Genomic DNA, 25,079 nt, shown 5'->3' with positions numbered 1-25,079 from the left:
CGTAGGCCGCGGGCCCGCACAGGGCCAGGGCGGCCGCGAGCGCGAGCGCGACGACGGCCCCGGAAACTCGTTTCATGGAGCGCTTCATGGAAAATCCCCCTAATCTAGCAACGGTTTAGAGTCTACTAGATTGGGGGGACGCGAGCCAAGCCGACAAAGGCAATCAGCCGGCGGCTATTTAATCAGGCAAACGAAGGAGGGGTCCTTCTAAAATCTGCCGCTACCTATGATCGTTTTGAAGCCAGAAATTTCAATGTCAATCAAGCTGTTCCCAATCGCATAAACAAGATCTTTTATCTCGTCTTTTGAGAAGCAGCCAATGTCTTCCATTTGCTTCAGTTGCTCATAAATACTGTCAAGAAATTCCCTCTTCGTTAGGCTTTTATCGAAATACAGATCTTCATTCTCTTCTCGTACCGCTGGATTTTCAGAGCTTCTAATGAAATAAAAACAGTTACGAATATTGTTCCCGTGAAGAAAGACGTCGATAAAATCAGCATCCTGCATGTTCTGCAACGGGCCCGGATCTCGCACGTTAAAATACGACACAGCCCCTGCTGCAACAAACCTATCAGAAGATTCACAATACTCGCCGCGAAATAAACCCGGTCCCATTGTCAAATGATGAATACACGGCATTAATTTCTTGATAAACTCCGGCCCGGAATCATTCGACGTGACATTCATGGACGACCTCTCAATCCTTCACCTATCTAACATTTTTAATAACATCAGCAACCGGCGTCACTAAACAAATAGCTAAATAAGACCGCAGAAGCCATTGCCAAGAACACGCTTGCCAATGAGCCCAGCAAATAAACCTCAGCAAAATCCTTATCGCTTTCCAACTGCTTAAAGCGTGCGATACTTTTTGCGGTGAAAATAAATGCTATAGCCGAATATTGGCTCATCAGAGAAAGCGCCGCGACAATCAGCCTTTCAAATATTCCAATCCACTTGCCTGAATGTGCGGTTGTCGCATCCGCCGACTGCTCAACACCCGGGTTTCGAAGAAATTGGAGCACCTTTGCAATAACAATGCTACAAGGGCGTCCACAAAAACACAGTGTCGAAATCCAAGAGAGCTCCGCTCCACGGGCGCCCAAGAGATTCAAAGCAATTGGCCGCATGGCCCACAAATGGCAACATAGAACGCTCAATATGAGCAGAATTATAATGTGCAGCACTTGATCGGCCAGAAAACTACCGACCGGCGAAAGGTCAAGTCCTGCAAACGCTCTTCTCAGGCTGCCATCGATAATCCAATGTGAAAGGGCAAATACTGTAAAGGACGCAGCAATGGCGGTTGCACTCGCCTCAAACAGAAGAGCTACTGTTGCTGCGGCGCCGACCGAGTAAACTAAGCAATGCATGGCAAGGGCAATTCTGCTGTATTCCTTCTCGCCTGCCATCTTATTCGACTGAAAATAAAAGTCGAACAGCATATGAAACAGAAGGAAACACCCGAATACCCTCATGACATCTCCAGCTCATTAAGGAAATGAACGGCGAAAGCAGCCAGCTCTCTTTCTCTTACAACATTCGCGAGTCTAAGGCTTTTCTCGAGCCCCTGCCTCGTCTTCCCCATCGCAACACCCATTTGTCCCGCAAGCCCTACATGGCTAGCCCTGATGCTATCTACGTTGAGGTTGAGCGAGCTGCCCAACGCCACTGGCGCGCAATCGCTCGGATTGCTTTTAGCGCCGTACTTTTTGCCTATACGCGCCTCGATTAGCTCAGCATACCTTTTGCTCAAAGTCGCGTCTCTGTCATCATGCAGCATAAGCGGTCGCAGTAATTCAACAACCTCACAGTAATTACGCTGCGACTCGTTTCTGCGATCAATTATTTCTAGACAACCCGCCGCGCACAGTTCCTTCTCGCGCGAAACGCCCGAAACATCAATGATCTTTAAATCGCTGTACTTATCCTTTTCAGACTCAGCAATTGCTCTACGCGCACGATGGTATGCTGACCCGTCTTGTTCCGTCGACAATGCGGACTGCATCCGAGTTTTCCATTCTCCCACTCCAATACCGCCCCTAAGATCAACCGTCTGGACGAGTATCTTAATAAATCTGTATGCCAAGAATGCGCCAGCCGTACTACGGAAAAGGCCCTGCAATTCATCGCCCGCACTAAACATTAGCGGCATTTCGAGCTCAGTTTTGAACAGCTCGTTTGTGCATTCCATTGCGTTTGCAAGATCCTCCTGCGCGCTTTGCCTTCTACTGTCCGAAAGACATCTCGAATGCCTCATGTCGACCATGAGAGCCGAATAGCTATTGTTCATCAGGCTTCCTTTCCTCATGGCGATTATAGCAACTAATTTAGTTGCTTTCATTCATTTGCAACGGTTTTAGTTTCTTCAGAGCATATGCAACCAAAATCGTTGCTTTGCAATAGGGTATAATTCTTCCAAGTCGCCTAGAGAAAGTGTTTGAATGCTGACCGTAATCGTGCCTACTTACAATGCCGCGCCGTATCTTTCTCAGGCTATAGGCAGCCTATTAAACGAAAAGAATATCGAACTGGAAATCCTCGCCATCAACGACGGATCCACCGACAACTCGCTCGCCATTATGCAAGATTTCGCCGCGTGTGACTCGCGCGTTCGAGTGATCGATAAGGCAAACCAGGGTTACGGCGCAACCTGCAATCTGGGCATTCGCGAGGCAAAGGGCGACTGGATTGCCATCCTCGAGCCCGATGACTGGATCGAGCCCGGAATGTACTCCGACATGCTTGCCTTTGCCAAGAGCGAATTTGGCGATCCGAACAAGCTCGATATTATTGAGACCCCGTATTGGATCATTCGCAACCCCGATACCCCCCAAGAGGTCAAACTACACTGCGCATATCGCGGTCGCATTAAACCGCCTCGGCAACCGTTCACCATTCACGACGCTCCACACCTGCTGGCCCACCATCCGTCCATTTGGTCGGCAATCTATCGTCGCGACTTCCTGTTGCAAAACAATATCTGGTTTAAGGTAATCCCCGGTGCGGGCTGGGCCGACAATCCATTCCTCGTCGAAACGCTCTGCCAGGCAAAGGCCATCGCTTACTGGCCCAAGCCGTATTATTGCTACCGCGAGGAAACACCCGAAAAGGCGGCCGCCCTGGCAAAGCGTGACCCCTTGATGCCGTTTAATCGCTGGAACGACATGGTCGATATTCTTGAGAGGCTCAACGTCACCGACCCCGCCGTCTGGACACCGCAAATCACACGCGGCTTCACCTATATGGGCATCATGATTGAGCACACAGGAATTGACGGTCACCCCGAAATTGAGCGGGCCATCCACAAGATGTTCGAACGCATGCCGCAAGAGCTGGTATTTGCCAATCCTCGCGTTACCCCTGCGGCCAAAAGGCTCTATGCCGAGTATATGGGCATTGCCAATCCTAAAATCAGCTACTGCGCATACGCCAAGGACCTCGTGGGAGAGGGCTTGTATAACGTATGGAACAAGGGGCCCAAGCAAACTCTAAAAATGATCACATCGCACTTTGGTTCGTACAACGCACGCGCTGGAAAATAGTCTGATGGGCAGCAAAGCAAGCAGAAATACCTCCATCGAGGCGCCGCGCTTGGTCGCGGTCGCCGGGATTGCCATATTCCACACGTTTCAATGGACCTTCCAAGCCGTCTGCACCGGCGTGCCGGAATACGCATCGCTTGCGGCTTTCCCCTATTCGGGACTACCGGGATTCATTAACCTGCTGGGCTGTTGGGCCAACGAGATCTTTTTTATGATCTCGGGGTACTTCCTTATTCCCTCGGCGGTACGCGCCCTCCAAAACGGTTCGTCCGCGCGGGGCCTCACGCTCAAATCACTTGAGCGCCTCAAGAAGATCGTCTTGCCCACGCTCTTTTATTGCGCAGCTTGTCTGTTTGTCTCGATGTACGTCTATCCCCTGCCCGAAATCTCACTGCACGAGATTGGCTGGCTTACGCTGGGCATCGAGTTTATCTGGGTCTACGCGGCATCTGTATTACTCGTCCCGGTTATTGCGTTGTTACGACAGCAAATCGGCAGCATAAGGGCCCCGTTTGTCGTAGCACTCCTCGTGCTCACAACATTTGGAATCAACTGCTACATCGCGGCGACGGCAAACAAAGAGGCCGGCATCGTTTTGTGGCACAAGCTCATGAGCGCCGTTACTTACCTGGTCGCGTTTATTGCAGCCGGAGAAATGCGCTTTGTCCTCGAATGCCACGGCAACGCATCCGGCGCTCAAAAATCCAAGATCGCACTCATCGGACTCGTTGCCGTCACCATCGCGCTCGAGCTTCTGCTATCGGCAAACAGCCAATACGACGCGCTCTGGAAGCTCTCCTACAAGTCCACTTCCGTCATATCCTTTATCTTGGCCGCCGCATCCGTTGCCGCCGCAGCGCTCCATCAGCCGCGCCACGAAGTCTCAGCTGCAGACAAGACAATCATGTCCCTCGCCGCAGGAACGCTCGCTTTCTACGCCGTACAGTCGTTTACCTGCAATGTCTGGCGACCCATCTTTGACAAAGCAATCTACACCATGGCGACAGGCATCCAAACGGGAGAGCCTCATCCAGCCGGCGCCATTTTGCTCGGAATCCTTATGAGCCTTTGCCTCGCGCTTGCCCTGCTCCTCATGGATATCGTACGCAGAGCCGTAGTCGAGGCCATCAAGGCCCGCATGAGCAGCTAGGCGGCCTTCCGACTCCGCAAGCCACGAAGTGCACTTACACCCGAAGCAAATAGAATCGCAAAGACAATCGCCCAGTTCTTGCAGCCAAATACCGGAATATGAACGATCGCATGGTCATGCATAACAACGAAATAACCCAGAACAACCACCAGAGGCAGTACCATGAGCAGCGACTGGATCAACACCTTATGACGGCGACCGTCTTGCGCGCCACCCCGTATTGAGCATACGAATACGGCAATCCAGATCACCAATACGGCAGCAAACGAAACAAGACAAACGACGTTCGAGATCATCGCATAACCAGCAGTTGAGCAAATGGCGAACAGCTGCGGGCTCATGCAATAAAACTCCTTCAAAATCTGAGGCCAGTCAGCTTGGGGCAACAGTGACGAAGCCCCATGCGCAGACCAAAGGCCCATCTCGCCCAGAACGTTCGAAAAGACCTCGTTCCAACCCAGTACAAATGCCGCGACAACCCATTTCATCGCCCAGGTAAACACAAACGAAAGCCCAAACCCAAAGAGCGCCTGCATCATCGTGACGACGCAGCGCTTGGGGCGCTCACCCTCGGGGAGCGCAATGAAGGCGAAAAAACAATGCAGGGCGACAACTGCGGCAGGAATCGTAAGGAAGTCCAAAAACGAAAATGCCGCGCCGGTCGCTATGGACCACAGGACAAGGCGGCTCGTGAACGCACGCTCACTCGATGCAGAACTCAAACGAAGGCTCATGCAAGACATCATGATGAGCGCCACAAAGAACGAGATGCACAGCAGTAGATCACCGATATAATTGAAAACAGATTGGTCGAGAACAACAGGATTGCAAGGAAACCCAACGTCACTGACATTGAAAACCGCTTCCGCAAGGCAACGTAAGCGCAAGCGGAGCCGGCAATCGCCAGGGCAGCCGCGGGCACCATGACAACATCGATACCGCCAATAAACAGGCAGACATTCGTAAGTAGCTGCCATCCATGCCAATACCGGTAGTACTGCTGATGCGTAATCTCGCCGGCTTTCGTAACGTCATCAATCTCGGCAACAGCCATCGTCTTAAACGGAGAACCTTGGTCCTTTTGCTGTGTGACTTCAATGATAAAGCGATTGTTATCAAAGCAAACAGGACCAGCTGCAACACGGTGGTCGTAGACATACATGTCAGACAACAGAGCCGAGGACTCCGAACCCTGCGCATGCGACTCGATAACGGACCGCGGAAGACAATTTGCCACCGTATTGCTCAAGACAAATGCGACCTGAAGAACCAAAAACAGCAACATGGCCTTGATGGGGAGGCTATCGGCAAAGGAGGTTAAACGAGTTTTATTCACGGGTCATCCAAACAGAAAGATTGCGTCCACAGGAATCGGCACCTATGTAATACCACAATGCGCGCATGCAATCTCGCTACGCCCACACGTCAACCAGGCTTGTAGCAAACGTTCTTGGTGATTAGCGGAACATTACCCGCGGGCGCCCGCCTACGCTTACAATAGTCGTGTCCCATGGGACACGTTGTTAATTCCGCAGGGCCGATACGCTGCCCACGCGAAAGGATATTCTCGTTCATGACTTCAACCCTTCCCGCTCCCATCGATAAGCTCGCCATTGTCGTCGTTACGTACAAGCGCCAGGAACTCCTGGCCAACTTGTTCGACTCCATGACCGATCTCACGGCAACGCCCTGGCGCATCGTGATTGTCGATAACGAGAATTCGCGCGAGACCGAGGCCATGTGCGCCGCATTCAACGAGCGTCTGGCCAACCTGTGGGGTATCGACACCGAGCAGCCCGACGCGCAGGGCGGCACCGGCCGCGTCATCTACGCCCCGCAGCTCGAAAACGGCGGCGGTGCGGGCGGCTTCTCCGCCGGCACTAAATGCGCCTACGACTTGGGGGCCCAGTGGTTCTGGGTCATGGACGACGATGTGCTCGTCATCCCCGAAGGCATCGAGCGCTTGGCCAAGTGGACCGACCGCTACGACGTCATCCAGGGTTCGCGTCTGGACTTTGACGGCGGCGCCTTCTTTTGGCAGTACCAGCTCATCCTTTCGCTCGGCATTCCCAACCCCGTCGCCAAGTGGGACTTGGGCCCCGAGGGCTATCGCGCCATGAACCAGCTGTGCTTTGAGGGCGGCATGTTCTCGCGCCGCGTGGTCGACAAGATCGGCCTGCCCGATGCGCGATTCTTCATCTACGGCGACGATGCCTGCTATGGCTACGTGGCCAGCCAGCACTTCCCCGCCGCCGTTGTTGCCGACGTGGTGCTCAAGCGCGCCCGCGCCGTCTCTAACTGGGACATCGCCGGCAAGCGCCAGCTCAACTCCACGAGCGACACCAACCGCTACTACATCATGCGCAACCGCGGTTATCTGGCACGCTACATGCAGATCTACGGCGACTACCACCCAGTGCTGTTCCGTCTGGGCAACGCCGCGACCTTCTGCAAGGAATTCATTCGCCTGGCCACCGTTGACAAGTGCTTTAAGACCGGCATTCCGGCGCTGCGCCGCGGCATGAAGGACGCCCGCAAGATCGTCAAGGACCCCAACTGGAAGCCCATGCCGCCCATGAAGGACGTGGATCAGTAAAGGGCTTTCGCCATCCCCTATAACCGCTGGCACACCACGGACACGCGCTGCCCATCAAAACCGAACCCCCAGCGCATGCGACCCACGCCGGGGCGTGGTACACGGATTTCGTCGATGCCGTCGCGCTCTATGTCGAGCAGCGCCTGAACCGCCAACAGTTCCAGGCCCAGGGCATCGACGTCAGGGTCGTACATCATGTTGATCGAAATGAGCGGTCGTTCATCGAGCATGCCGAGCGTGTCGGCCACGTCAAACACCCGACCGGTGGGAATCACCTGGATATCCCAGCGATCCGAGACGCCACTTCGCTTGGAGCTGGGATTGCAATAGCCGGGCAGTCCAAAGCAGAGGCCCTGCAGCGCCAGATGATAGGCTGTCGGCATATCTGATTGGCCCACATCGATGCCCAGATCGCTGATAGCGCAGATCAAAGCCTGCTTTACAGTGTCCTCGTCTCCTCGACACAGCCCGTCATGGAACGAGTCGATAACTCCAACGTCCTCAACGGCGCACTCAAACCATTCCAGAATTACAAGACGGAGCGCCTGACGCACTTCGTTGCTAGGCAGACGCAGGGAACGAAGGCACGCGCCGTCCTCCGAATGCCCCGTCATGTCCGTCGTAAGAAATCCAGACAGATACAGCGCTGTCCAGATATCTTCGGGCTTGGCAGCATCGGCCTCCTCGGCATGCACATGCACTGGCGCCTCAATAAACCCATGCGGCTCAAGCAAATCGAACAATGCGGACAGGCGCATGAGATTCCAGTCGCCGACGCATGCGCTCAGACGGTCGGCGTAACCATACAGATCTGCCCGAACGGGCGCGACGCAACCGCGATATGCGTAGTCCACCACACGCTCCGGGATCGAGCAATAAAAACAACCAAACAGATAGCCCTCGAGCCACTCACGCGCGTCATCCAGACAGCCGTTGCGACCGATGCGATCCAACAGCACCTGGACTTCATCGTCCGAAAAACCGAACCATCGATCACACCAACTCGACAGCGGCGTAGCCGACCGATAGGAAACCCCACGTTGGGACAACGCAAACTCGGCGGGACCGGGGCGCTCGCCCATCAGACACGTCAATCGCAACGAGTCGCCGGCGTCGGCAATGGTGTCGAACAACATTCGGCTGAGCGACTCTAGGGAATCCACGCTACCGTCGTCCTTAGCGTCCAAGCGCTTTGGACATACCACGTCGTAGTCGTCTATCAGAAGAACAACCTGCTCATCGAAAGCTGTCTGGAGCAGTTTAATGAGCACGCCGAGCGCCGCATCGATCTCCTTTTCGCTGGCCACCCCACGCGCCGCCCTCTCGATAAGACGGACCTCACGTCTTGACAGATCAGGCGCGGCAAGCAGCGGCAGCAATCGGGCGCACTCGTGCGCGACAGTGCTGCGAATAGCCGCCGCAGCATCGGCGTCGCGCCTCGCAGCGGCAGCTGAAAAGACGAGCATGATGACCGGATAACACACGTACTCATCACGATAGCGACCGCCGCCCGCCTGCCAAATCTGGGTGCCGACGAACGGGCTTCGATCCGACCGCAGGTGATCAGGTCGTTCCAAATAGCATTTGAGCATCGATAGATTCATGCTCTTGCCAAAACCCTTGGGCCGACAACAAAGCGCAACAGGTGCTTCGCTGTCCAATATATCGGCAATAAACATAGTCTTATCGACGAGTAAACACCGATTGATTGCATCGGAAAAGTCGTGCACATCAACCGGCAGAGCTGCGTTATCCGCATGATTGAGCAACCGTGCGCCAAACGCATGAGCAACACCATAATTCACCTGTTCAGACATCGTAAACTCTCCCTCTAACGCAGCACGATGCCCATTGTAACGAGCGGGTAGAGCGCAACATTATCGACATGTAAACGTTTCGGGCAACGGTAGCAACAGACCCCCGAGGGGGCATAACAAATCGTTGCACAACAAAAACGAGGTCCGATGCCGCCGCACCGGACCCCGTCCCAAACTCTTATCGAAAACGATCTGGAAGATTACTCCTCCGAGCCGTCCTCCCCAGAAGTTTTCTTCTGCTGATCGAGCTTATGCTTACCACTTACGATAGACGTGGCACCCAGCGTAGCCAAGCTCGCGCTGGCGAGGCTCGCCATCACAATCAGATCGCCCGTCTTGGGCATGTTGCCGCCCGAGGACTTGGTAGTTGTAGTCGTCGTGGTCGTGGTGGTCACCGTTTTGGAGTCATTTTGCTCTTGGACCTGGTTGTCAGCACCGCTCTTGTCGTCGTCTTCGGACTGTTTCTTTTCGCCCTCGGCCTTGCTCTTGTCCTTCTCCTCAGATTCAGACTTCTTATCCTCGTCCTTCTTCTGTTCGGACTTGTCGCTCTTCTCCTCAGAGCTAGAACCCTTATCGGATTCGGTCTTCTCGGAAGCCTTGTCCTTGGAGTCGCCCTTTGCGGCTTCGATCTTTTCCGTGGAAACCTGATCAGAGTTGCCCTTGTTCTGGGTCGAGCCGTTATTGACGCCAGCCATCAGCGAAGAGCCCAGCGTAGAGCCAAGCTGCTCGGAGAAAGAAGGCTTCTTGTCCGGCGAAGCAACGGGAACGTCCGGCGCCTTATTCGAGTCATCCTTGGAAGCATCGGAACCAGGGGTTGCGTCAGAGCCGGAGCCGTTGTTAGAGCCGGTGCCAACGGACGAATCGCTCGAGCCGGTGGATGAGTTAGAGGTGCCAGCGCCGGTCGAACCAGAAGCGTCGCTGTCCGTATTGCCGGCAGAGCTTGAAGACGAATCGCCCGCAGCAGAGCCGTTCGAAACGGAGCCGTTCGAGGTAGAGCCGTTGTTGGTAGTGCCACCAGCAGAGCCATCACCGTCAGCACCGGTCGAGGGCGCATCCATCCTGTCATCGTTGGCATCGTCGCTCGAGTCGTCATTCGAATCAGGCGTCGGCGAGGGCGCCGGCGTAGGTTCGGGCTGCACGGGCGTCGCAGCGGCCTCGTCCTCGGCGATATAAACCAAGCAGTCCTTCAGCTCATTGCGGTAGCGGTTCTTCCAGCCCTCATGATACTGGGGCTGGCTCGAATACTTGGTCGCCACGTTATTGACCACACTGTTGGAAAGCGCCGTCACAAACTCGCGGTCGGACATATCGTTGGAGAGATTCGCCCAACGGAAGAAGTCCCTGCAGCCACCGGTGCCGCACATGTTGGTGATGCTCCACACCATGCCCTTAACGCAATCGGCACGGCCCGAAATATCAATGCCCAGGCCACTCTTGAGCCACGCCTCGGTCACCGCATAGTACGAGTTGTACGCATAGGCATCTTGAAGAGCTGAGAACTCAACAGGATCGATGTTATAAGCGCCCTGGAAGGCCTCCTGCGCAATACGGCCCAACTCGGTGAGCTGGCCGTTCTCGTACATGGCATTGCTCATGTTGGAAATCTCGCTGCCGCGATCAATCGCATCCTTGAGCATGCTGTATTTTTCGGGGTTGTAGTTGTAGGCCTGCTTCATAAACGGAATGAGCGACCAACGACGGTCGAACTGGTAATAACCCAGCGCGTTATAACCGTCACCGTACGAAAAGCCCTGGTTATAGTTGCCGTGACTCTCATATTTGGTGAAGTACTTCATCTCGGGAGTCACGTTAACAAACGAAACGCCCTGGACCGACCTCAGCACGCCCGAAAAGGACTGCTGGGTATAGAGACCCTTATCGATATCGGTCGCATCCGAGGCAACGCCCGGCGTGGGCTCCTCGGCAGCGGCGGGTGCCGGCGCGGAAACGGCGCCAAACGAAAGCGCCAGCGTCAGGCCCGCGACAATCGCAGAATGCTTGGGCTGCATAAGATCCTCCCTGCATTGGTGTAGTTAAAGTGCAGTTTGCAAAGATAAAAATAAGTATTGCAGCTCGCCCGTTGTTGCACAACAACCCCTCGGTAAACGGCAACAACCCTCCGCGAAATCTTAAGGAATTAAACAAACTGGTCGTCGGGCGCCATCAGAAGCTCGCCGTATCGCTCCATCAGCCCGTCCCTCAACTGACAAAAAGCGGGAATATATACGTTCAAGATGCGCTGAATCAAATCTTGAGCGAGCTTGTTGTCATAGATATGGACGTTCGTATTGCGGTCTTTGAGCATATCTAGCCAGGCCGCCTCATCAATAAAGTCGTAGAATCGGTAGGACTCCTTCAAGATGGCACGAGGAGACCCCGACGCGGCAAGCGTGGCGCCCTCATACTCGAGCAGACGCTTAAGGAGCTTCCAGCTCAGTTCAAATTGAAGATTGAACTTATTAATCAAACCACTCTGAACAAAATCATTGTTGAGATCCTGATTGGGCGCATCTTCAAGATTCGCCAAGGCGCTGACAAAGTTCTCATATTTTTTCATACAGAATCACACCATCCCTGGCAATTTCATCGAGCAATTGACGCGATAAGGACTCGTCGAGATTGACGACATCTACATCTAAAAGAGTATCAAGACGCTCCTCGATCAAATATGACAACCGGCCGAAATCCCGGCAACCTGCTACGGCGATGTCAATATCGCTCTTAGGCAAGTTGTCACCTCGAGCGCGGGAACCAAACAGCACAACCTTCTCGGCGTCACATTCCCGAGCAAAAACTTCAATTTGCTTATACACCTTGTCGAGAGATGTCATTTGCAGCCCTACAGCTTAATGTCAAAGTTGATCTCGGGGACGGCGGCCAGGTCGGCCAACGTCACGCCGTCGACGTACTTTTCGATCACGTCGTCCAGACCACGCCAGAATTTGACGGTCGAGCAGAGATCGCTGCGGGCGCAGCTGTTGTCGATACCATCGCACGCCACCGGAGCCGTGCTGCCCTCGACGGCGCGCAGGATGTCGCCAGCACGCACCTCGGCCGGGTCCTTGGCCATCATGTAGCCGCCACCCTTGCCGCGCACGCTCTTAAGCAGGCCTGCCTTCATAAGCGGACGCACAAGCTGTTCCAGATACTTTTGCGAGATACGCTCGCGGTCGGCGACCTCGCGCAGGGCGATCTTGCCCTCGGCGTCACCAAGCGCTGCGATATAGATCATCAGTCGGAGGGCATAGCGGCCCTTAGAAGAAATGAGCATACCTACCCTCCCATCGCATCTGGGACAACATAACCAGGTTTGTTTGTCCCAAATCTTAAGTGAGTGGGACAAACACAACAGGTTATTTTGTCCCAGAATTTGAAAAGTCGAGTGGATTAGTCGGGTTTTCCCTTGACTAACGCCGAACCCATAGTAACTTTATTCCGAGAAGATTCCTAGGGTTTCGCACACCCATGAGTACACCATATACAGAGAGGGACAGCATGAGCGCAAATCCGCTGCTTTCCATCGAAGGTCTGACCGCCTCCGTGGACGAGAAGACCATCCTCCACAACGTCAACCTCAACGTCGCCGCCGGCGAGACCCACGTGCTGATGGGACCCAACGGCGCCGGCAAGTCCACCCTTGGCCACCTGGTCATGGGCGACCCCGTCTACACGGTCAACGACGGCCGCATCGTCTTTGACGGCCAGGACATCACCGAGCTCACCACCGACAAGCGCTCGCGCGCCGGCCTGTTCCTGAGCTTCCAGGCCCCGGTCGAGATCCCGGGCGTGCCGCTGTCGAGCTTTTTGCGCGCCAGCATCGCCGGCCGCCCCGGCCTGGAGATGAAGGGCAAGGAATTCCGTCGTCGCGTCAAGGAGCTCGCGGCCGAGCTCAACATGGATACCGCCTACCTCAACCGCGAGCTAGGCGTGGGCTTCTCGGGCGGCGAGAAGAAGAAGGTCGAGATGCTCCAGCTCCTGTTGCTGCAGCCCAAGCTCGCCATCCTCGACGAGACCGACTCGGGCCTGGACGTCGACGCGCTTTCCACCGTCAGCCACGGCATGGACGCCTACCGCAAGAGCTGCGACGGTTCCATGCTCATCATCACGCATAATACGCGCATCCTGGAGCACCTGGATGTAGACCGTGTCCACGTTATGGTCAAGGGCCACATCGTGCGCGAGGACGACGCCTCGCTCATCCCCTGGATCGACAAGAACGGCTTTGAGACCTTCGAGCGCGAGGCCGCCGAGCAGCGCGCCCAGGCCGAGGCCGCCGCTGCCGGGCAGCAGGCGTAAAGGGGCGACGCAATGACCAAGAACCGCACCGAGGTCGCGGACATCGACCGCAGCCTCTACGACTTCACCTATGGCGAGGAGGGATTCGAGCGCCTCGACGCCGGCATCACGCCCGACATCGTGCGCGAGATCAGCGCCAAAAAGGACGAGCCGCAGTGGATGCTCGACCTGCGCTTAAAGTCCCTCGAGATCTTCAACCGTTTTCCCGACCCGACGTGGGGCCCCTCCATCGAGGGCCTGGACATGGACAACATCGTCACCTACGTCAAGCCCAACACCGACCAAAAGCACGACTGGGAGTCGGTGCCCGACGACATCAAGAACACCTTTGAGCGCTTGGGCATCCCCGAGGCCGAGCGCAGCTATCTGGCGGGCGTCGGCGCACAGTACGACTCCGAGCTGGTCTACCACAACATGCAGGACACGGCGTCCAAGATGGGTATCGTCTACTCCGGCATCGAGGAGGCCCTGCACGATCCGCAGTGGGAGCCGCTCATCCACGAGAAGTTCATGACGCTCATCCCGCCCACCGACCACAAGTTTGCGGCCTTGCACGGCGCCGTATGGTCGGGCGGCTCGTTTGTCTACGTGCCCAAGGGCACCAAGCTCGACTTCCCGCTGCAGAGCTACTTCCGCCTCAACGCCAAGGGTGCCGGCCAGTTTGAGCACACGCTCATCATCGTCGAGGACGATGCCGACCTGCACTTCATTGAGGGTTGCTCCGCGCCCAAGTACAACGTGGCCAACCTCCACGCTGGCGCCGTGGAGCTCTTTGTGGGCAAGCGTGCGCACCTGCGCTACTCGACCATCGAGAACTGGTCCAAGAATATGTACAACCTCAACACCAAGCGTGCGCGCGTGGACGAGGACGGCGACATCGAATGGATCAGCGGCTCCTTCGGCAGCCACGTAGGTTACCTCTATCCCATGAGCGTGCTCAACGGCCGCCGCGCCCGCTCGAGCTTTACCGGCATCACCTTCGCCGGCGCCGGGCAGAACCTCGACACCGGCTGCAAGGTCGTGCTCAACGCGCCCGAGACCTCGGCGACCGTCGAGACCAAGGGCATCTCCAAGAGCGGCGGCATCCAGACCTTCCGCAGCTCCATCGTGGCGACACCCAAGGCCGAGGGCTCCAAGGCAACCGTGAGCTGTCAGTCGCTCATGCTCGATGACCAGAGCCGCTCCGACACCATCCCCGCTATGGACATCCGCGCCAAGAACGTCGATATCGGCCACGAGGCCACCATCGGACGCATCGGCGACGACAAGGTGTTCTACCTGATGAGCCGCGGCATCTCGGAGGAAGAGGCCCGCACCATGATCGTCAACGGCTTTGCCAACCCGGTCTCCAAGGAGCTGCCGCTGGAGTACGCCGTCGAGATGAACAACCTGATCAAGCTCGAGATGGAAGGAGCGATCGGATAATGAAACAGACCACGAACACCGCTGCTACCACCCTTGAGCAGGTCAATGCGATGCCGGCTGCCACTTGGGGTTGGCTCAAGATGAACCAGACTAAGCTTGAGCTTTCGGACGAGCTTGCCGTCGCTCCTGCCGAGGCCGTCGAGGTCGAGGGCTTGGACGAGCAGTTCCGCGGTGCTGCCGACGCCTTCGACACCGCCATGGAAGCCATGGCCGAGCGCTTCCCCGAGCGCCGTACCGCTGCCCCCGGTGATGCCGCCGACCGCGCCCGTATCACGCCCGAGACCGAGCTCGACGTGCCCGCCACCTCTGTCTACCAGGTCGGCGCCATCAAGCTCGAAGAGGAGCTCTCCCCCGCCGAGGCCTTCGAAACCGGCATGGGCGAGGCTGCATACGCCTACATGGCCGAGCACGCTACCAAGCGCATCGTCATCGATATGCCTGCGTACCAGCACGCCACGGTTACCGTGCGCGTAAGCGGCGACGACGCGGCGGCTGCGATTGCCGCCATCGACGTCGTCGCCCGCCCGCAGGCAACGCTTGACCTGCATATCGCCTTAGACTCGCCCGCCGAGGGCGAGGGCGTCGTGGGCTCTGTGCTACGCGTGTGCGCCCACGAGTACGCCACCGTCAACGTGACCTGCACGCAGACGCTCGACGACAGCTGGATTGCGCTCGACGACACCGGGCTGTTCCTAGACGAGGGCGCGCGCGTCAACGTGCAGCATACCGTGCTGGGCGCCGGCGCCAGCGCCACCGGCCTTGCCAGCGACCTGCTGGGCGACACTGCCAAGGTTACGATCGATACCGATTACCTGGGCGCCCGCGAGCAGGTGCGCGACTTTAACTACGAGCTGCGCCACCGCGGTCGCAAGACCGAGTGCGAAATCGACGCCAACGGCGTGCTGACCGGCACGTCCAAGAAGGTCTACCGCGGCACCATCGACCTCGTGCACGGCTGCAAGGGTGCCGTCGGCACCGAACGCGAAACCGTGCTGCTGGCCAACAAGGGCGTCGACAACAAGACCGTTCCCGTCATCCTCTGCGACGAGGACGACGTCGCCGGCAACCACGGCGCCACCATCGGCCACGTCCGCGACGAGCAGCTGTTCTATCTCGCCTGCCGCGGCCTTGACCAAAACGCCGCCGAGGACCTGTTCATCCGCGCCAAGCTGGAGGACGCCGCGCTTTCCGCCACCGACGAGCGCACCCGCGCCGCCGTCGTCCGCCTGGGAAACAACCTGATCGACAACTTTGAAGAGGAGCTCGCATGATCGACACCGAGCACGTTAAATGCGACACCTGCACTGCCCCCGAGCCCATGGAGCTCGACGCCAGCGACGAGGCTTCGCGCGGCTGGCCCACCGTGGACATCGAGACCAACCCCTACAAGGGCCAGTTCCCGCTGTTCCAGCAGCACCCCGAGATCGCCTTCCTCGATAGCGCCGCCACCGCGCAGCGCCCTGCCTGTGTGCTCGACGCCGAGCGCGACTTCTACCAGCGCATGAACGCCAACCCCCTGCGCGGACTGTACTCGCTGTCCGTCGAGGCCACCGACGCCATCGCGAAGGTCCGCCAGCAGATCGCCGACCTCATCGGCGCCCCACAGGCCAACGAGGTCGTCTTCACCCGCAACACGAGCGAGTCGCTCAACCTGGTCGCCAAGAGCTTTGCGCCCACAGTGCTCGAACCGGGCGACGAGGTCGTCATCACCATCATGGAGCACCACTCGAACCTGATTCCGTGGCAGCAGGTCTGCCGCGAGACCGGCGCCAAGCTCGTCTACCTCTACCCCACCAAGACCGGCCAGCTCACCACCGAGGAGGTTCTTGCAAAGGTGGGTCCCAAGACCAAAATCCTGGCCGTGGGACAGGTCTCCAACGTGCTGGGCGTCGAGAACCCGGTCAAGAACCTCGGCAAGCTCGTGCACAAGTACGGCGGCTACCTGGTCGTCGACGGTGCGCAGTCGCTGCCGCACATGCCGGTCGATGTGGCCGACCTGGGCGCCGACTTCTTTGCCTTTAGCGCGCACAAGGCCATGGGCCCCATGGGCATCGGCGTGCTGTGGGGCAAGATGGACCTGCTCAACGCCATGCCGCCCATGCTCACCGGCGGCGAGATGATCGATTCGGTCACCGAGCAGGACGCCGTCTGGGCTCCTGTCCCCGAGAAGTTCGAGGCGGGTACGCAGGACGCCGCCGGCATCTTCGCCACGGGTGCGGCACTCGACTACCTGGTCAACACGGTGGGTTACGAGAACATCCAGACCCGCGAGCAGGCACTCGTCCACTATCTGATGGGCGAACTCATGCAGCTCGACTTTGTCCAGATCATCGGCTCCATCTATTGGGACAACCACCACGGCGTTGTGAGCTTTAACGTCAAGGGCATCCACCCGCACGACGTCGCGAGCATCATGGACATGGACGGCGTCTGCATCCGCGCCGGCCACCACTGCGCGCAGCCACTGCTCACCTGGCTGGGCGTCGAGAACCTTGCCTGCTGCCGCGCCAGCGTGGCCTTCTACAACGACAAGGCCGACATCGACAAGTTCATCGCCGGTCTGCATCACGTTTGGAGCACGTTCAATGGGTAACCTTTACACCTCCACCACATTTATGGAGCACAACTCGCACCCCGACTATAAGTACGAGATGGATGCTCCCACGCACGAGCACGACGGCATCAACCCCAGCTGCGGAGACGAGCTCACCTTGCAGTTGCGCGTCGAGAACGGCGTGATCGAGGAGGCCTCCTTTACCGGCCACGGCTGCGCCATCAGCCAGGCCAGTGCCGACATCATGGCCGACCTCATCACCGGCGAGACCGTCGAGGAGGCACGTCGCTTGGCGGGACTCTTCCTCGCCATGATCCGCGGCGAGAAGCTCTCCGAGGAGGACTTGGAAGACCTGGACGAAGCCGCCCAGCTTCAGGACATCTCGCACATGCCCGCCCGCGTCAAATGCGCCGAGCTCGCCTGGCGCACCCTCGACGGCATGCTCGAGGGGCAAGCAAACCAGTAGCGTATGCCCCGAATCCAAGGTTTTTGATTGCCGAGCCGCCCGATACGGGCGGCTCTGTTTTTTCTAATGAGCGCGAACGCACAAAGTCCGCGCGTCCGGCACCCCGTCTGTCATTTACCACACAGCCAGACGCGAACACGGGCGTTTTCCACAGCACCAAAGGCCTGCGGCAGGGCCACGAGCACGCCTAGCATCGTCCCATGCCCCATCCAGCTGGGCTCCGATTCGCTTCGCGCCTGCTGCAGACGGGTCCCATAGGGAGCGGCGTGCATTTTTGCGAGTATTCAGCACGCCAAGCTGTGTGTATACGCATCGAAAGCGTTAATCAACGTCTCCAGGCGCATATATAGTGCGTTTTAGAACAAGCATCGTGGTCTCAGGGGCGCAAACATGAGCTTCGGGAGTGCATCGGCAGACATAAATAGTTTCGGGGCCCGTATGTTGCAAAATTGCGACGGTAGTGGCAGTACCGCGATGCTGAAAACTCCGTTTTTTGCACGGCGCAGATGGGGGTAGGCACGGGCAAACCCGGACTGAGCCCTTATTTTATGCAAGATGGCGATTGTTCTATGCATATTAAGAAGTGCAGTTACCGCACCAAGCTTTTGAACGCTTGTTGCGGCGTATGGACGACCCCATCTGCGGTGCACAGGCGATCCTACATCACGTTTCCGCCAGTCCGCATCGCCGTCCGCGCGCGGGCACGCACAATACGAGAGACGGTACTTTTGCCAATCCCGGTATAGCGCTCAATCTGGCGCACCGTGAAACCGGCATCGTGTAATCCAACAATAACGGTATCGCGCCGCGCCGGCGGTGCGGCTTTAACCCCGCGGAGCGGAACCCCGAGGCTCTTCGCCAACTTGTCGGCAAAGGCGTGGCGTTCCCACTCCGTCTCTTTCATATCGCCCAGCGTTGGCTCGCCGCCCTCGGGCGTCGAAAGCGAATAGGCAGCAAAGGCCTCGGCAGAACCAAAAAGCTCAAGCATGCAAGAAGGATCGGAAAATCCCCTCGTGGCATCTGCCGCATCACTGTCGTAAGCGCGCAGATGCTCCGCAAAGCTGCTCCAGGGATAACGCTCGATTAGGCCAACGCCCGCCTCCTGTGGATCGGCGTGTACGGAGCGAATAGCCTCCATCACCTGCCAGTCGGTATCGAGCGAGCGCCGGTCAAAACGGTTCTGGAACAGATGCCCCGTGCGCCCCGTGCGTTTATTGAACCGCCGCGCGTACGTCAAAAGCAGCCGGTGCATCGCCGCGCTCATCGCGTCCTCGTAATCTGCAAGCACCAAATGCACGTGATTGCCCATAAGGCACCAGGCTACAACCGTCACGCCCGCCTCGCGGCAGCAATCACGCATCAGCTCCAAAAACTCCCACCGGTCTTCATCGCCCTCAAAGATGAGCTGCTTGCCCACACCGCGGGCACAGACATGGTAAAAGCCGGTAACCGTTCTCCAAACGCGCTGCATGGCGCTCCCTTCGCCGGGATCTGATTGCCATCCAATACAGCACGATTGAAGCGTGCCATCAAAACATTCACGCAAAACAATACACTCGCGCGGCCAAAGGCAGTAAACGGGCGGCGAACGGCACCGTTGCAACAGGTCAGACCCCGCAACGCATACAAGAGCTGACCAAAAGCTTGCCCAAGACGAACCCCTTCTACGGAAATTCGCGACCACAGAACATATAGTTAAACCGTTTCAATTAAAACTTCCGGACTTCTCGCTACGAAAACTGAGCCGTTCGCCGAATATTCCGTGCATTTCGCGGTATTATAGGGGCTGCATGTCATGTCCCTTTCGAAGGGTCGCCCGGCAATCGCCAGCCACGACCCCCAGACGGGACGCCAACACGATAGAGAGGAGAGGCATGCAGTACTCACAGGAAGTGGAGAACATGTGCCCCGTTGCCAAGGGTGCATACCACGGCCCCGCACCCATCCCCGAGGAGGGCAAGTGGGTCCAGGCTAAGGAGATTTCCGACATCTCCGGTCTTACGCACGGTGTGGGTTGGTGCGCACCTCAGCAGGGCGCCTGCAAGCTCACGCTGAACGTCAAGGACGGCATCATCGAGGAGGCCCTCGTTGAGACCATCGGTTGCTCGGGCATGACCCACTCTGCCGCCATGGCTTCCGAGATCCTTCCCGGTAAGACCATCCTCGAGGCCCTCAACACCGACCTCGTCTGCGACGCCATCAACGTTGCTATGCGCGAGATCTTCCTGCAGATCGTTTACGGCCGCAGCCAGACCGCGTTCTCCGAGGGCGGCCTGCCCGTGGGCGCCTCCCTCGACGACCTCGGCAAGGGCCTTCGCTCTCAGGTCGGCACCATGTTCGGCACCAAGGCCAAGGGCGCTCGTTACCTCGAGCTCGCTCAGGGCTACGTCACCCGCATGGCTCTCAACGACAAGAACGAGATCATCGCGTTCGAGTTCCTGAACCTCGGCAAGTTCACCGACGCCGTCAAGGCCGGCAAGACCCCCGAGGAGGCCATCGCTGGCGCTATGGGCCACTATGGTCAGTGGGAGAACGCTGCCAAGTACATCGACCCGCGCACCGACGAGGAGACTCACTCCGTCGCCAGCGTGTTCCCGGTTCACGAGTAGAAAGGGAGGGAAATAACTATGACTGTTACGTTCGAAGGTTACGAGCGCCGCGCTGACAAGATCAACAAGTGCCTCGCCGACAACGGCATCGCCTCCCTCGAGGAAGCTCTGCAGATCTGCACCGACAAGGGCTTCAACCCGCGTGAGATCGTCAACAACACCCAGTCCATCGCCTTCCAGAACGCCGAGTGGGCCTACACCCTCGGTTGCGCTCTCGCTGTCAAGCGTGGCGCCAAGACCGCTTCTGAGGCTGCCGCCATCATCGGCGAGGGCATCCAGGCCTTCACCGTTCCCGGCTCCGTCGCCGAGGACCGCAAGGTCGGTCTGGGCCACGGCAACCTGGGCGCTATGCTGCTCTCCGACGACACCGAGTGTTTCGCCTTCCTGGCTGGCCACGAGTCCTTCGCTGCCGCTGAGGGCGCTATCGGCCTGGCTCTGAACGCCAACAAGGCTCGCAAGAAGCCGCTGCGCGTTATCCTCAACGGTCTGGGCAAGGACGCCGCTCAGATCATCGCCCGCATCAACGGCTTCACCTACGTGAAGACCCAGTTCGACTACTACACGGGCGAGCTCAAGGTCGTCGAGACCATCCCCTACTCCGATGGTCCCCGCGCTGCCGTTAACTGCTACGGTTCCGACGACGTCCGCGAGGGCGTTGCCATCATGTGGCACGAGAACGTTGACATCTCGATCACCGGTAACTCCACCAACCCCACGCGCTTCCAGCACCCCGTCGCTGGCACCTACAAGAAGGAGCGCCTCGAGGCTGGCAAGAAGTACTTCTCCGTCGCTTCTGGTGGCGGCACTGGCCGTACCCTGCACCCGGACAACATGGGCGCCGGCCCTGCCTCTTACGGCATGACCGACACCATGGGCCGCATGCACTCCGACGCCCAGTTCGCCGGTTCTTCCTCCGTGCCTGCGCACGTCGACATGATGGGTCTCATCGGCATGGGCAATAACCCCATGGTCGGTGCCACCGTCGCCTGCGCTGTCGCCGTCGAGGAGGCCCTCAAGGCCTAGTCGCGCCCGCGCGATGCTCACATAGTTGAGCTTTGGAGCCGCTACCTTTCGGGGTAGCGGCTCTTTTTGTTTACGCTGTCGCAGGGCAGCTAATGCCGATATATCAGTTGGGGCGAAATACGAGATGTGATGAGACGGAGCGTCAGAACGTCCATGACGCCCACCTGCCATATTTGCCCTTTACCGATTTGCCGAGTCTTTGCGGCCCCATTGCCGATCACCCATGCGACAATGCGCCGGACGAGAAAGGAATCCGATGGAATCGACTGATGTACTGGTAATTGGATCTGGCATTGCGGGCCTTTGCGCCGCCATCGAAGCGGCACGCACGGGCGCAACCGTCGCTGTGGCAAGCGCCGGCAAGACTATGAGTGGATCGAGCTTCTTCCCCGGAACCTGGGGCCTGGGGCTTATCGGACCCGTTAACGAAGACGACGAACAAGACCTCATCGATACCATCCAGACCGTTGGTGGCGGCGTCGCCGACCCCGAGCTTGTCCAGACGTTTGTCCACGGCATTCCCCAGGCAATTGAATGGCTCGAGCAAGACCTGGGCGTTGAGCTCCAGCGTCCGCAAAGCGCCGAGAGCGCCCAGCAAAAGCAGTTTATCCCCTGCTTTGACCACAAGACGCGCATGTGGCGCGGCCTCACCCGCAAACCCCTTGAGGACGCTCTGACAGCCCGGATCGAGTCGCTCGGCATTCGCCTGCTCCCCCGCCATGAGCTTATCGACCTTGTTGAGGACACGAACGGCAGAATAACCGGAACCGTGCTCTACGACCTCACCGAAAATCAAATCGTGCCCTTTGCTGCCAAGGCCACGATCATCGCAGCCGGTGGCACAAGCGGCCTGTTCGAGCGCAGCCTTACGTCGGCTGATGTGCTCAGCTCCTCGCAGGCCATCGCGCTGGCGCACGGCGCAACACTTACTAATATAGAGTTCATGCAGATGATGCCCGGCTTCATCGAGCCCAAGCGAAACCTTGTATTTAACGAGAAGACCTGGCGCTACGTCAAGTTCGACCAGTCGGTCGATATTGCCGACGGCAAGCTAAACGATCTGCTCGAGCAACGCTCCGGATATGGTCCCTTCACTTCGCGTCTGGATTCTCGCGCTATCGACCTAGCCATCGACCAAGCGGGAGCCGAAGACCTGGCGCTCCACTACGACTTCCCCCGCGAGGACGTCCCCGAGTTTGTGCAGACCTTTGCCACCTGGCTACAAGACGAGCACGGCATCGCGCCGACCGACGAGATGCGCGTGGCGATGTATGCCCACGCCGCCAACGGCGGTATCAAAATCGACAAGACCGCGTACACGGGCGTTGAGGGCCTCTACGCCTGCGGTGAGGCAACAGGCGGCATGCACGGCGCCGACCGCATCGGCGGCTTGTCGAGTGCCAATGGCATCGTATTCGGGCGCATCGCGGGCGCATCGGCAGCTCGAGCAGCGCTGGACGCTCCCGAGGCGGCCGCTCCGATGGATATCGCCCTCCCTCAGTATGGCATTGCCACAACAGATGCCGAACGCCTGACACACAGCCTTAAGCACACGATGAGCACCTATTGCATGATCAACAGGACCGAAGCAGGTCTATCCAAGGCCCTGCAACAGCTTGAAAGCCTGAAAGACGAGGCAACTGCGCTGAGCAAGCCGCATGCCAATGACAGCGAGATCGCAGCCCTCGCCCGCCTGCAATCGCAGAATCAGCTGGCAACGGAGATGGTCAAAGCCATGCGCAAGCGGACCGAAAGCCTGGGTTCGCACTATCGATCGAATTAAACTGGACACCTATCTAGAGCAGAGCACAACTAATCGATATCCATGGGCCCCGTGACCTCGAAGTGGCACGGGGCCCATTCGTGTCCGCACGGCAGCGTATCCTAATTCTGAATACAGAGCGGGCAAAGCCCGCATAGACAATAGGCCAGCGAGGAGGAGATATGGACAGTAGAGATATCGAGAAGTGGCGTGTCAAACTTGATAGCTATGCCAATGTGGAAGACGGCGTTGAGTATTGGCTCGCACGCGATTTAATGGAACCCATGGGGTACACTCGATGGGAGAACTTTGCCGAAGTTGTTAAGAGGGCAAAAGTCTCGTGCGAAACAAACAAAACTCCAGTTGATTCCCATTTTCGTGACACCACGAAAATGGTAACTGCCGGTGTCGCCGCTCGCGCGGTTAAAGACTACAAACTTACGCGCTATGCATGCTATTTAATCGCCCAGAACGGAGATTCAAACAAGCAAGAAATCGCGCTCGCACAGGCGTACTTCGCCGTGCAGACACGCCGCCAAGAGCTCATAGAGCAGCGCTTCGCAGAGATTCAGCGCTTGCAGGCGCGCCACTCGCTATCTGATTCAGAGAAACAGCTCTCGGGTATTGCGTTCAAACGCGGCGTGGACTCCAAAGGATTCGCAATCATCAAGTCGAAGGGCGATGAAGCGTTATTCGGCGGCAGAAGCACGGCGGAAATGAAGCAACAGCTCGGCGTATCCAAGAGCTCGGCATTGGCGGACAGGCTAGCCGATGTTCTCATCAAAGCAAAGGACCTTACGAACTCGATGACGGCCTTCAACGCCGAGGAACACGACCTGTACGGTCTGGACCAGATCAAGCAAGAGCACGTCGAGAACAACACAAGCGTGCGTGGCAGCCTCATCGACCGCGGAATTGTACCCGAGAACCTACCGCCTGCCGAAGATACAAAGAAGCTCGAACGTCGCGTGAAAGCAGACGAGAAAAAGCTCAAGGAGGGTACAGACGGATTCACCGACCCCCAGGGCAGGCTCGACTTGTAAAGCGTCTGCGCCCTTACGGGTTCGGCCCCATGCGAGGTTAATAAAAAAGACGGCCAACTTTCGCTGACCGTCTTAACATGCTTTGGTGGGCCGTCAGGGGGTCAGCCTGCTTTGCAGGCGGCCGCTTCGGCGCTTTGCGCCTTGCGCGCTGCGCTGGTAAATGCTTACGCATTTCCTCAGCTTCGCGCCCCGACGGGTTCGACCCCATGCGAGGTCAACAAAAAAGCGACCAGCCTAAGCCAGTCGCTTTAACATACTTTGGGTGGGCCGTCAGGGGGTCGAACCCTGGACCTTGGGATTAAGAGTCCCCTGCTCTACCAACTGAGCTAACGACCCAAAGCTAAAGTCCGTGTTGGCGGACTTTAGAGGAGATATCGTGTGGTGGGCCGTCAGGGGGTCGAACCCTGGACCTTGGGATTAAGAGTCCCCTGCTCTACCAACTGAGCTAACGACCCAAAGCTAAAGTCCGTGTTGGCGGACTTTAGAGGAGATATCGTGTGGTGGGCCGTCAGGGGGTCGAACCCTGGACCTTGGGATTAAGAGTCCCCTGCTCTACCAACTGAGCTAACGACCCGATATCAACACGAAGCAAGAACTGGGGTGGGTAAAGGGACTCGAACCCTCGACCTACGGGACCACAACCCGTCGCTCTAGCCAACTGAGCTACACCCACCGTGTCCTGTGCGCTTCGCGCTCGACTATTATTGCAAGGAACGCCACGCGATGCAAGCCCCAATTTTCAAGAATTTTGAAAAGAGTTTTTCGCCTTGATTCTCATCTTCATTGCAACAGC

23 protein-coding genes and 4 tRNA genes are annotated in these 25,079 nt (G+C 57.7%); 12 read left to right on the top strand and 15 right to left on the bottom strand.

The features are described from left to right. Positions 1-207: 207 nt before the first annotated feature. The 3 genes from DW661_RS08965 to DW661_RS08955 are packed head-to-tail and all read right to left on the bottom strand — an operon-like array spanning position 208 to position 2,293. Positions 208-687 (bottom strand): hypothetical protein, encoded by a 480-nt coding sequence (locus DW661_RS08965; protein WP_118935382.1) that lies wholly within the window; start codon positions 685-687, stop codon positions 208-210. A gap of 44 nt (positions 688-731) precedes the next feature. After that, positions 732-1,478, bottom strand: coding sequence for a DUF3307 domain-containing protein (locus DW661_RS08960; protein ID WP_118935381.1), 747 nt, complete (start codon positions 1,476-1,478; stop codon positions 732-734). Continuing rightward, a complete protein-coding gene (locus DW661_RS08955; protein WP_158568436.1) occupies positions 1,475-2,293 on the bottom strand; it encodes a SatD family protein in 819 nt (272 codons plus the stop codon). The genes DW661_RS08960 and DW661_RS08955 overlap by 4 nt, the downstream gene beginning before the upstream one ends. Before the next feature lie 151 nt (positions 2,294-2,444). Here DW661_RS08955 and DW661_RS08950 point away from each other — a divergent pair, with 151 nt between their 5' ends. Both DW661_RS08950 and DW661_RS08945 read left to right on the top strand, forming a co-directional pair. Beyond that, positions 2,445-3,545 carry a glycosyltransferase gene (locus DW661_RS08950; RefSeq protein WP_118935379.1) on the top strand — a complete coding sequence of 367 codons (1,101 nt, stop codon included), beginning with the start codon at positions 2,445-2,447 and terminating at the stop codon, positions 3,543-3,545. A gap of 4 nt (positions 3,546-3,549) precedes the next feature. Beyond that, positions 3,550-4,695, top strand: coding sequence for an acyltransferase (locus DW661_RS08945; RefSeq protein ID WP_118935378.1), 1,146 nt, complete (start codon positions 3,550-3,552; stop codon positions 4,693-4,695). Here DW661_RS08945 and DW661_RS08940 read toward each other — a convergent pair. Together DW661_RS08940 and DW661_RS08935 are read right to left on the bottom strand one after the other, a co-directional pair. Beyond that, positions 4,692-5,429 (bottom strand): hypothetical protein, encoded by a 738-nt coding sequence (locus DW661_RS08940; RefSeq protein ID WP_147356452.1) that lies wholly within the window; start codon positions 5,427-5,429, stop codon positions 4,692-4,694. The genes DW661_RS08945 and DW661_RS08940 overlap by 4 nt on opposite strands. A gap of 8 nt (positions 5,430-5,437) precedes the next feature. Then, a complete protein-coding gene (locus DW661_RS08935) occupies positions 5,438-6,031 on the bottom strand; it encodes a hypothetical protein (RefSeq protein ID WP_118935376.1) in 594 nt (197 codons plus the stop codon). A gap of 237 nt (positions 6,032-6,268) precedes the next feature. On the opposite strand from DW661_RS08935, the gene DW661_RS08930 reads away from it, so the two are divergent. Beyond that, positions 6,269-7,291, top strand: coding sequence for a glycosyltransferase (locus tag DW661_RS08930; RefSeq protein ID WP_118935375.1), 1,023 nt, complete (start codon positions 6,269-6,271; stop codon positions 7,289-7,291). 17 nt (positions 7,292-7,308) lie between these two features. Here the strand turns inward: DW661_RS08930 and DW661_RS08925 are convergent, their stop codons facing one another. The 5 genes from DW661_RS08925 to DW661_RS08905 all read right to left on the bottom strand — a co-directional run bounded on the left by DW661_RS08925 (position 7,309) and on the right by DW661_RS08905 (position 12,379). Continuing rightward, entirely contained in the window at positions 7,309-9,108 is a 1,800-nt protein-coding gene (locus tag DW661_RS08925; RefSeq protein ID WP_118935374.1) for an AAA family ATPase, read from the bottom strand. Positions 9,109-9,308: 200 nt separating this feature from the next. Beyond that, positions 9,309-11,117, bottom strand: coding sequence for a hypothetical protein (locus DW661_RS10175; RefSeq protein WP_158568435.1), 1,809 nt, complete (start codon positions 11,115-11,117; stop codon positions 9,309-9,311). 128 nt (positions 11,118-11,245) lie between these two features. Further along, positions 11,246-11,665, bottom strand: a complete 420-nt coding sequence (locus DW661_RS08915) for an HI0074 family nucleotidyltransferase substrate-binding subunit (protein ID WP_089572004.1) — start codon at positions 11,663-11,665, stop codon at positions 11,246-11,248. After that, entirely contained in the window at positions 11,652-11,939 is a 288-nt protein-coding gene (locus DW661_RS08910; protein ID WP_089572006.1) for a nucleotidyltransferase family protein, read from the bottom strand. Before DW661_RS08910 ends, DW661_RS08915 begins: the two co-directional genes overlap by 14 nt. 8 nt (positions 11,940-11,947) lie before the next feature. Next, a complete protein-coding gene (locus DW661_RS08905) occupies positions 11,948-12,379 on the bottom strand; it encodes an Rrf2 family transcriptional regulator (RefSeq protein ID WP_099431873.1) in 432 nt (143 codons plus the stop codon). Positions 12,380-12,603: 224 nt separating this feature from the next. Here DW661_RS08905 and sufC point away from each other — a divergent pair, with 224 nt between their 5' ends. From sufC to sufU, 5 genes are read left to right on the top strand one after another with little or no spacing between them, the layout of a single operon-like run. Continuing rightward, positions 12,604-13,404 (top strand): Fe-S cluster assembly ATPase SufC, encoded by an 801-nt coding sequence (gene sufC, locus DW661_RS08900; RefSeq protein ID WP_117638112.1) that lies wholly within the window; start codon positions 12,604-12,606, stop codon positions 13,402-13,404. Positions 13,405-13,416: 12 nt separating this feature from the next. Continuing rightward, positions 13,417-14,829, top strand: a complete 1,413-nt coding sequence (sufB, locus tag DW661_RS08895; protein WP_022094821.1) for a Fe-S cluster assembly protein SufB — start codon at positions 13,417-13,419, stop codon at positions 14,827-14,829. Further along, the gene (locus DW661_RS08890; protein ID WP_117716830.1) at positions 14,829-16,100 is read left to right on the top strand and encodes a SufD family Fe-S cluster assembly protein; all 1,272 of its coding nucleotides are present in this window, start codon (positions 14,829-14,831) and stop codon (positions 16,098-16,100) included. Before sufB ends, DW661_RS08890 begins: the two co-directional genes overlap by 1 nt. Beyond that, the gene (locus tag DW661_RS08885; RefSeq protein ID WP_199412243.1) at positions 16,097-17,422 is read left to right on the top strand and encodes an aminotransferase class V-fold PLP-dependent enzyme; all 1,326 of its coding nucleotides are present in this window, start codon (positions 16,097-16,099) and stop codon (positions 17,420-17,422) included. The genes DW661_RS08890 and DW661_RS08885 overlap by 4 nt, the downstream gene beginning before the upstream one ends. Next, positions 17,415-17,849, top strand: coding sequence for a Fe-S cluster assembly sulfur transfer protein SufU (gene sufU / locus DW661_RS08880; RefSeq protein WP_117766943.1), 435 nt, complete (start codon positions 17,415-17,417; stop codon positions 17,847-17,849). Before DW661_RS08885 ends, sufU begins: the two co-directional genes overlap by 8 nt. A 658-nt stretch (positions 17,850-18,507) precedes the next feature. On the opposite strand, the gene DW661_RS08875 is transcribed toward sufU, so the two are convergent. After that, positions 18,508-19,320, bottom strand: coding sequence for a transposase (locus tag DW661_RS08875; protein ID WP_118270781.1), 813 nt, complete (start codon positions 19,318-19,320; stop codon positions 18,508-18,510). A gap of 403 nt (positions 19,321-19,723) precedes the next feature. Between DW661_RS08875 and DW661_RS08870 the strand changes: the two genes are divergently transcribed. The 4 genes from DW661_RS08870 to dinD all read left to right on the top strand — a co-directional run bounded on the left by DW661_RS08870 (position 19,724) and on the right by dinD (position 24,286). Continuing rightward, on the top strand, positions 19,724-20,458 hold the full coding sequence (locus tag DW661_RS08870; RefSeq protein ID WP_006235554.1) for an iron-sulfur cluster assembly scaffold protein: 735 nt from the start codon (positions 19,724-19,726) through the stop codon (positions 20,456-20,458). Between the two features lie 18 nt (positions 20,459-20,476). Then, on the top strand, positions 20,477-21,481 hold the full coding sequence (locus DW661_RS08865) for a GGGtGRT protein (RefSeq protein WP_055252290.1): 1,005 nt from the start codon (positions 20,477-20,479) through the stop codon (positions 21,479-21,481). Between the two features lie 256 nt (positions 21,482-21,737). Next, entirely contained in the window at positions 21,738-23,264 is a 1,527-nt protein-coding gene (locus DW661_RS08860; RefSeq protein WP_118935373.1) for an FAD-dependent oxidoreductase, read from the top strand. Positions 23,265-23,425: 161 nt separating this feature from the next. After that, positions 23,426-24,286, top strand: coding sequence for a DNA damage-inducible protein D (gene dinD, locus DW661_RS08855; RefSeq protein ID WP_117806391.1), 861 nt, complete (start codon positions 23,426-23,428; stop codon positions 24,284-24,286). Positions 24,287-24,549: 263 nt separating this feature from the next. Here dinD and DW661_RS08850 read toward each other — a convergent pair. From DW661_RS08850 to DW661_RS08835, 4 genes are all read right to left on the bottom strand, one after another. After that, positions 24,550-24,622 (bottom strand) — tRNA-Lys (locus DW661_RS08850). Between the two features lie 43 nt (positions 24,623-24,665). Further along, positions 24,666-24,741, bottom strand: a tRNA-Lys gene (locus DW661_RS08845). A 43-nt stretch (positions 24,742-24,784) separates the two neighbouring features. Further along, positions 24,785-24,860 (bottom strand) — tRNA-Lys (locus tag DW661_RS08840). A gap of 22 nt (positions 24,861-24,882) precedes the next feature. Continuing rightward, positions 24,883-24,959: transfer RNA gene (locus DW661_RS08835), tRNA-His, on the bottom strand. Between the last annotated feature and the right edge of the window lie 120 nt (positions 24,960-25,079).

Origin of the sequence: Collinsella sp. AM24-1 (assembly GCF_003470325.1) — a bacterium.
GTDB lineage: Bacteria > Actinomycetota > Coriobacteriia > Coriobacteriales > Coriobacteriaceae > Collinsella.
The sequence above is the reverse complement of the archived record's forward strand: the minus strand, read 5'-3'. Positions and strand labels throughout refer to the sequence as shown.

Excerpts from the sequence above, each read along its gene's own strand:
- sufB (WP_022094821.1), top strand. The coding sequence starts at position 13,417 with ATGACCAAGAACCGCACCGAGGTCGCGGACATCGACCGCAGCCTCTAC.
- DW661_RS08945 (WP_118935378.1), top strand. The coding sequence starts at position 3,550 with ATGGGCAGCAAAGCAAGCAGAAATACCTCCATCGAGGCGCCGCGCTTG.
- DW661_RS08885 (WP_199412243.1), top strand. The coding sequence starts at position 16,097 with ATGATCGACACCGAGCACGTTAAATGCGACACCTGCACTGCCCCCGAG.
- DW661_RS08965 (WP_118935382.1), bottom strand. The coding sequence starts at position 687 with ATGAATGTCACGTCGAATGATTCCGGGCCGGAGTTTATCAAGAAATTA.
- dinD (WP_117806391.1), top strand. The coding sequence starts at position 23,426 with ATGGACAGTAGAGATATCGAGAAGTGGCGTGTCAAACTTGATAGCTAT.
- DW661_RS08860 (WP_118935373.1), top strand. The coding sequence starts at position 21,738 with ATGGAATCGACTGATGTACTGGTAATTGGATCTGGCATTGCGGGCCTT.
- DW661_RS08925 (WP_118935374.1), bottom strand. The coding sequence starts at position 9,108 with ATGTCTGAACAGGTGAATTATGGTGTTGCTCATGCGTTTGGCGCACGG.
- DW661_RS08960 (WP_118935381.1), bottom strand. The coding sequence starts at position 1,478 with ATGAGGGTATTCGGGTGTTTCCTTCTGTTTCATATGCTGTTCGACTTT.
- sufC (WP_117638112.1), top strand. The coding sequence starts at position 12,604 with ATGAGCGCAAATCCGCTGCTTTCCATCGAAGGTCTGACCGCCTCCGTG.
- DW661_RS08890 (WP_117716830.1), top strand. The coding sequence starts at position 14,829 with ATGAAACAGACCACGAACACCGCTGCTACCACCCTTGAGCAGGTCAAT.
- DW661_RS08955 (WP_158568436.1), bottom strand. The coding sequence starts at position 2,293 with ATGAACAATAGCTATTCGGCTCTCATGGTCGACATGAGGCATTCGAGA.
- DW661_RS08950 (WP_118935379.1), top strand. The coding sequence starts at position 2,445 with ATGCTGACCGTAATCGTGCCTACTTACAATGCCGCGCCGTATCTTTCT.
- DW661_RS08865 (WP_055252290.1), top strand. The coding sequence starts at position 20,477 with ATGACTGTTACGTTCGAAGGTTACGAGCGCCGCGCTGACAAGATCAAC.
- DW661_RS08875 (WP_118270781.1), bottom strand. The coding sequence starts at position 19,320 with ATGCAGCGCGTTTGGAGAACGGTTACCGGCTTTTACCATGTCTGTGCC.
- DW661_RS10175 (WP_158568435.1), bottom strand. The coding sequence starts at position 11,117 with ATGCAGCCCAAGCATTCTGCGATTGTCGCGGGCCTGACGCTGGCGCTT.
- DW661_RS08870 (WP_006235554.1), top strand. The coding sequence starts at position 19,724 with ATGCAGTACTCACAGGAAGTGGAGAACATGTGCCCCGTTGCCAAGGGT.
- DW661_RS08930 (WP_118935375.1), top strand. The coding sequence starts at position 6,269 with ATGACTTCAACCCTTCCCGCTCCCATCGATAAGCTCGCCATTGTCGTC.
- DW661_RS08910 (WP_089572006.1), bottom strand. The coding sequence starts at position 11,939 with ATGACATCTCTCGACAAGGTGTATAAGCAAATTGAAGTTTTTGCTCGG.
- DW661_RS08905 (WP_099431873.1), bottom strand. The coding sequence starts at position 12,379 with ATGCTCATTTCTTCTAAGGGCCGCTATGCCCTCCGACTGATGATCTAT.
- sufU (WP_117766943.1), top strand. The coding sequence starts at position 17,415 with ATGGGTAACCTTTACACCTCCACCACATTTATGGAGCACAACTCGCAC.
- DW661_RS08940 (WP_147356452.1), bottom strand. The coding sequence starts at position 5,429 with ATGAGCCTTCGTTTGAGTTCTGCATCGAGTGAGCGTGCGTTCACGAGC.
- DW661_RS08915 (WP_089572004.1), bottom strand. The coding sequence starts at position 11,665 with ATGAAAAAATATGAGAACTTTGTCAGCGCCTTGGCGAATCTTGAAGAT.